This window comes from Paenibacillus sp. 01T422 (assembly GCF_056398785.1).
Map to the genome: position 1 here is coordinate 1 of NZ_JBFTQB010000351.1, position 6144 is coordinate 6144.

The window sequence follows — 6144 nt, forward strand, 5'->3', positions numbered from 1 at the left end:
CCAACTCACTAGCATCAACAAGTCTCAGCTTTCACGCCGTATTAATTCTCTTCCTGTCGAGGTCACTCAAGCCTTATTTGCTGCCGTCGTAGATTCCGTTCGAAAAACAGCCCATCCTCGCAACAAACAAAATAAACTTGTACTAGGAACCGTAGATCATTGCCGTTGGTGGAGGCGATCCAGTCGACGTGGTTGCCCATTGAATATGGCTACTGGGCTAAAGATCATAAGAAGCACGAATGGGATTATGGGCATACGTTTAAGTTCCCATTCAGCTTTTATAACCATTTGAACCGAAGCAATACGCCTAATATGGGGGCAGTCGATAAATTTCGGTACATTATTTAGAAGTGGCGGGAACCTCCAAGCGGACTTGATTCTTGGGGTTTCGCAAGCGTACTCGAACGCATGGTATACGAAAAGGCACCGTTTCCTCCACTTTGGGAGAAACGGTGCCTATTTCAATATGTTTTTGAGGTAGCCGGAGGCACCTTATTTATGCACAAGTGTGAAATAACAGCAATTCTACTGTTAAAAATGGCGCTAATAGAAGCTTTTGTGGATTAAGAGAAGTTCCTCCAGTTAATTCGGCCGCAGCTGCCCCTCTTATGAGAAAACTAGGGGGAATAGCAGGAGTATTTTCATCTGAACCTATATAATTAGCTCATTTGAACAAATTAACCGTATTATTTCCATGTAAAATGGATTCAGAAATCAGGGCTAATGCTGTATAGGTAGCTTAAAAATCAAAATTGTCCGGATCGGGCCCAACGCGACGATTCTCGTTCAATGCATCGATGCGAGCCATCTCTTCATCGGTTAGCGTGAAGTCAAAGACGTTGGCGTTATCAATGATACGCTGCTCTTTAATCGACTTCGGAATCGTCACAATACCGCGTTGTAGATCCCAGCGGAGAATGACTTGAGCAACCGATTTGCTATGATTAGCGGCGATGTCATTGAGAACCGGGTGATCGAAAAGCTGGCCCTGCATGAGCGGAGACCATGCTTCTAGCTGAATGTTATGCTCTTTGGAGAAGCTAAGCAGCTCTTGTTGTGATAGAAGCGGGTGAAGCTCAACTTGGTTCACCATAGGCTTGATTTCCGCATCTTTCATCACGTCTTCCAGGTGGTGAATTTGGAAGTTGCTGACGCCGATGGCTTTCACGCGGCCTTCTTTGTACAGAGTTTCCAATGCACGCCAAGCTTCTTTATATTTCCCTTTGACCGGCCAATGAATGAGGTACAGATCAAGATACTCTAGCCCCAGCTTGGATAGGCTTGCCTCATAGGCAGCAATTGTCGACTCGTAGCCGAGGTCGGCGTTCCACACTTTAGAGGTTACGAACAGCTCCTCTCTAGCAAGTCCTGTTTCTGCAAGCGCCTCGGAAATGGCTTGTCCGACTCCAGTCTCGTTGCCATAAATGGCTGCCGTATCAATGCTGCGGTAGCCATTAAGAATGGCTGCTTTAACGGAGCTTACTACCTCAGAACCGTCTTCTACTTTGTAAACACCTAACCCGAACCATGGCATTTGGACGCCGTTATGCAGGGTTGTTGTGGATTGCAAATGGTTGATCGTCATACGTAATTCCTCCTCATGTAACTGTGTATATGTTGGCCATCGGCCTTCATCGCATCATAAAATTCTCACCATCAGTAGGATGTCACCTGCTGGCATTTGTTATTATGAACGTTTCATGAGGAGATGAACAGTACGTACTTTTTAGTACGATAGTTACTCTTCTGTGACCATAGGTGACTATGTAATCCCGTATTCCTCAATCTTACGGTACAAAGTCGTTCTTCCGATCTGCAATTTGGCGGCAGCCTTGCTCAGATTCCATTCAGAGGCTTTCAGCGCCATCTTGATCGCCTTGATTTCCGCCTCTTTTAGCGTCAAAGGATGCTCTTCGCCTGATTCCTCCGTATCACTTTCATCGGAAGCCTCAAGCATCAGATGATCAGCATCAATCGGCTGATTGCCAGCCATGAAGATCGCCTGCATCAGGATGCCGCTCAGCTCTCTAATATTGCCCGGCCAACTATAGGCCAGCAGCTTACGCTTGGCGGCTTCCGTCATGGCGCAGCACGGTGAAGCGTGCTTCTCGAGCAGATGAAGCGCCAAGGTCAGGATATCGCTTCTTTCCCGCAAAGCAGGAAGCGTAATCGGGATGCCCTTCAGCCGATAGTATAGATCGGCCCGGAATCCGCCTGTTTTCACCTCGGCGGCCAAGTCTTTATTCGTTGCGGCAATCACGCGCACATTGGCGGCTTTGCTCTTCGCACTCCCAACCGGAGTGATCATACCGTCCTGGAGCACACGCAAAAGCGCCGCTTGCGCTCGGAGCGGCATATCGCCGATTTCATCGAGGAAAATCGTGCCTTGATGCGCGGCCTCGAATTTTCCGATATTGCCGTCTTTGCTTGCGCCAGTGAAAGCACCGCGGACATAGCCGAACAATTCGCTCTCGACCAAGCTGTCTGGAATGGCGCTGCAGTTAAGTGCAATGAATGGCGCTCCTGACCGAGCGCTTGCCGTATGGATGGATTGCGCGAATAATTCCTTGCCAACGCCGCTTTCGCCCAAGAGCAGCACAGGGAAATCGGAGCTTGAAGCCTTCTGAGCCAGCTCTTTTTTTTGCAGGAACGCTGGGCACGTGCCAACGAGCTCCTTGAAAGTGTACAAATGCTGCCCATTTCCCGTCGTCTTTCGAATGGAGACCGACTGCCACAGCTTTTGATGCTCATTATGCAGTGTTTGAACAGCAAAGCCATCCAGTTTCGGCAATGGTTTGCCGATCACATCACTGCCCATGATACGCATAGCGGCATGATTCGCGCGGACGATGTGGTTGTCCCGGCCCAGTGAAAGCAGCGGCAAAGGGTGATGCAAGGAGGAGTGATCCAGCTCTCTTAGTGTGATGAGGTGCTCCTTCTTCGACTCTTCTAGCATAATCTTGTTTTGCAGGGATTGAGCAGCCAAACAGGCGAGGGTAAAGGTATAGGCTTGGAAATTCTCTTGCTTGCCGCTAATATTGACGATCCCGATAAGCTCGCCGATAGCGTTGAAGACAGGGGCAGATGCGCAGGTTAGGAAATGATTGGTTTTAAAATAATGCTCTTCAGCATGCACGCGCACCGGCTTCCGCTCCGTGAGAGCAACGCCAATGGCATTCGTTCCTTTGCGATGTTCGGCCCAATTGGCGCCTACTTGCAGCTGAACCGCTAACGCTCTGCGGGAGAAGTCGATATCTCCTGCCGTGTGAATAATGGTGCCGTCCGGATCGATCAGTAGTGCCATTTGGCCTGATTGCTTGATGCCGGCATGCATGTGTTCAAATATTTGCTCGGTGTATTGGATGGTTTGCTCATTTTGCTTGAGTAGAGACTGCATGTGAGTTCCTGTTAGAATGTCATCGTCAATGGGGTCGGTGGGCACTAAACCAAATTTGTGACAGCGCTTCCAAGACGCGGCCGCTGTTTCGGATAAAAAGTTATTTTCCACGGATAGCAAAAAAGATCACCTCCATTGCAATCGTATCTGAATCGATCATACCATAGTTGCTTTTATTAATGGAGAGCAACTGGCAAGAATGTCCCATAATGGAACACATCCATTGTATCAAAGTGGAACAACGAACATCGTGCACGATTGTTAAAGCCTGGTGTGACGGCATTTCGTTCGTTGGCACGATTCTTGCTTATATATTTATGTATGTTATTTTAAGGAGGCTGAGCGAGAATGATTTATGCACAACCTGGACAAAACGGATCAAAGGTAACGTTCAARAAACGGTATGAAAACTTTATCGGCGGGCAGTGGGTTGCGCCTGTTAAGGGGCAATACTTCGACAATCCGTCTCCTGTAAATAATCGTATTTTCTGCGAGATTCCACGTTCCACTTCGGAGGATATCGAGCTGGCCTTGGATGCTGCGCATGCTGCCAAAGAAGCATGGGGGCGCACATCAGTTGCTGAGCGTGCTCTTATTCTAAATAAAATTGCTGATCGCATGGAAGCTAATTTGGAAATGCTGGCTGTTGCCGAGACGTGGGATAACGGCAAGCCAGTTCGTGAAACACTTGCGGCTGATCTGCCGCTGGCGATTGATCATTTCCGCTATTTCGCAGGGAGCATCCGCGCTCAAGAAGGTACACTCAGCCAATTGGACGACAATATGGTGGCTTACCATTTCCATGAACCGCTCGGCGTTGTCGGGCAGATCATCCCTTGGAACTTCCCGCTGCTGATGGCAACTTGGAAGCTTGCTCCGGCACTTGCGGCAGGCAATGCCGTGGTTCTTAAGCCCGCAGAGCAGACACCAGCTTCCATTCTGGTGCTGCTCGAGCTCATTCAAGATTTGCTGCCACCGGGCGTCGTTAATGTCGTTAACGGCTTCGGACTTGAAGCGGGCAAACCGCTTGCCTCAAGCAGCCGAATCTCGAAGATTGCCTTTACAGGCGAAACGACAACGGGCCGCTTGATTATGCAATACGCCTCCCAGAATTTGATACCGGTTACCTTGGAGCTAGGCGGTAAGTCCCCGAACATCTTCTTTGAAGATGTGCTTGCGCGGGATGACGCTTTTTACAATAAAGCGCTTGAAGGATTTGCTATGTTCGCCCTCAACCAAGGGGAAGTGTGCACGAGCCCATCACGCGCGTTGATTCAGGAATCGATTTACGATCAATTTATGGAAAGAGCCCTGAAGCGAGTTGCTTCCATTACGCAAGGAAATCCTCTTGATACCACTACTATGATTGGGGCGCAGGCTTCGACCGAGCAAGTTGAGAAAATTATGAGCTACATCAACATCGGCTCGCAAGAAGGCGCGGAATGTCTGATTGGCGGTGATAGAGGGAAAGTGGAGGGTGAGCTTTCTGAAGGCTACTACATCCAGCCAACTGTCCTGAAGGGGCATAACAAAATGAGAATTTTCCAAGAGGAAATTTTCGGACCTGTGCTTGCGGTAACGACGTTCAAGAATCAGGAAGAGGCGCTGGCAATTGCCAACGATACACTTTATGGTCTTGGTGCAGGTGTATGGACTCGCGATATGAACACAGCCTACCGAATGGGCCGCAGCATTGAAGCGGGTCGTGTATGGACGAATTGCTATCATGCTTATCCAGCCCATGCAGCCTTCGGCGGTTATAAGACTTCAGGCATTGGCCGCGAGAATCACAAAATGATGTTATCCCACTACCAGCAAACAAAAAATCTGCTCGTCAGCTATAGCCCTGAAGCATTGGGCTTCTTCTAAGAGAGCTACAGCGATGACGGAGGCAAGTAAGGTTGTTGCTACTGAGGCCGCTTTGGAGCTGATTGAAATCGTCAAAGCTAAACATGGCCCTGTTATGTTCCATCAATCCGGCGGCTGTTGTGACGGCAGTTCTCCCATGTGCTATGCGCAAGGGGAGTTTCTGCTCGGTGACAGCGACGTCTGGCTGGGTGATATCGGCGGCGCCCCCTTTTATATGAGTAAGGCACAGTACGATTATTGGAAAAACACGATGCTGATCATCGATGTGGTTCCCGGCAGGGGCGGGATGTTTTCGCTCGAAGGCCCGGAGGGCCGGCGGTTTCTGACGCGTTCGAGGATGTTTACAGAGGAGGAGCGGCACGTGTTAGGTTTGTAAGTAGTGAACAAGGGCCTAGCGATGCTTCATCGCTGGGTTTTTTGTGCGCTTGGCAGCGAGGCTTGCACGAACTACAGGTCCCTATTTGGCCCAAAATGATGTTTTTACGCTGAATTTGGTGAAATAGAGGCTCACAGTTCCTCTCAACCAGCTAAAGTACTGATTCCTCAGAAAATAGCGGATCATAGTTCCCACAAATTATAAAAAGACCCCCGCCAAGCCAGCATATGCGAAGGGAACTACAGGACGCTATTTATCAGAAATAGCTTCATTTCTTAAATAAGCGGAACTACAGGTCCATATTTGGCCCGAAATGCTGTTTTTACGCTGAATTTGGTGAAATAGAGGCTCACAGTGATGAAGTAAAATAGTTTGTGTACCAGTATTTGGAGTATGGTCGAACGACAAAAAAGTAGGGTATTCTCGGGATTACCACACCACCAAGAAGGAGCCCTACTCAATGACTACTATACCCCAAAATAATTTAAATGATCTACTAGAA

At 48.8% G+C, this 6144-nt stretch carries 5 protein-coding genes; 3 read left to right on the top strand and 2 right to left on the bottom strand.

What is annotated here, in order from left to right; genetic code table 11:
• The first annotated feature begins 159 nt into the window (after positions 1-159).
• Complete coding sequence (locus tag AC1DUA_RS19570; protein ID WP_477501363.1) at positions 160-348, top strand: hypothetical protein; 189 nt, start codon at positions 160-162, stop codon at positions 346-348.
• Positions 349-739: 391 nt separating this feature from the next.
• Here AC1DUA_RS19570 and AC1DUA_RS19575 read toward each other — a convergent pair whose 3' ends face one another.
• Together AC1DUA_RS19575 and AC1DUA_RS19580 are read right to left on the bottom strand one after the other, a co-directional pair.
• Complete coding sequence (locus AC1DUA_RS19575) at positions 740-1585, bottom strand: aldo/keto reductase (protein ID WP_477501364.1); 846 nt, start codon at positions 1583-1585, stop codon at positions 740-742.
• Between the two features lie 177 nt (positions 1586-1762).
• Complete coding sequence (locus AC1DUA_RS19580) at positions 1763-3508, bottom strand: sigma-54-dependent Fis family transcriptional regulator (protein WP_477501367.1); 1746 nt, start codon at positions 3506-3508, stop codon at positions 1763-1765.
• Between the two features lie 237 nt (positions 3509-3745).
• Between AC1DUA_RS19580 and adh the strand changes: the two genes are divergently transcribed.
• Complete coding sequence (gene adh, locus AC1DUA_RS19585) at positions 3746-5266, top strand: aldehyde dehydrogenase (RefSeq protein WP_477501365.1); 1521 nt, start codon at positions 3746-3748, stop codon at positions 5264-5266.
• Between the two features lie 13 nt (positions 5267-5279).
• A complete protein-coding gene (locus AC1DUA_RS19590) occupies positions 5280-5642 on the top strand; it encodes a DUF779 domain-containing protein (protein ID WP_477501366.1) in 363 nt (120 codons plus the stop codon).
• The last annotated feature ends 502 nt before the right edge of the window (positions 5643-6144 follow it).

What these genes read in the sequence shown, in the direction of transcription:
- AC1DUA_RS19590 (WP_477501366.1), top strand. Translation starts at nt 5,280, where the DNA reads ATGACGGAGGCAAGTAAGGTTGTTGCTACTGAGGCCGCTTTGGAGCTG.
- AC1DUA_RS19575 (WP_477501364.1), bottom strand. Translation starts at nt 1,585, where the DNA reads ATGACGATCAACCATTTGCAATCCACAACAACCCTGCATAACGGCGTC.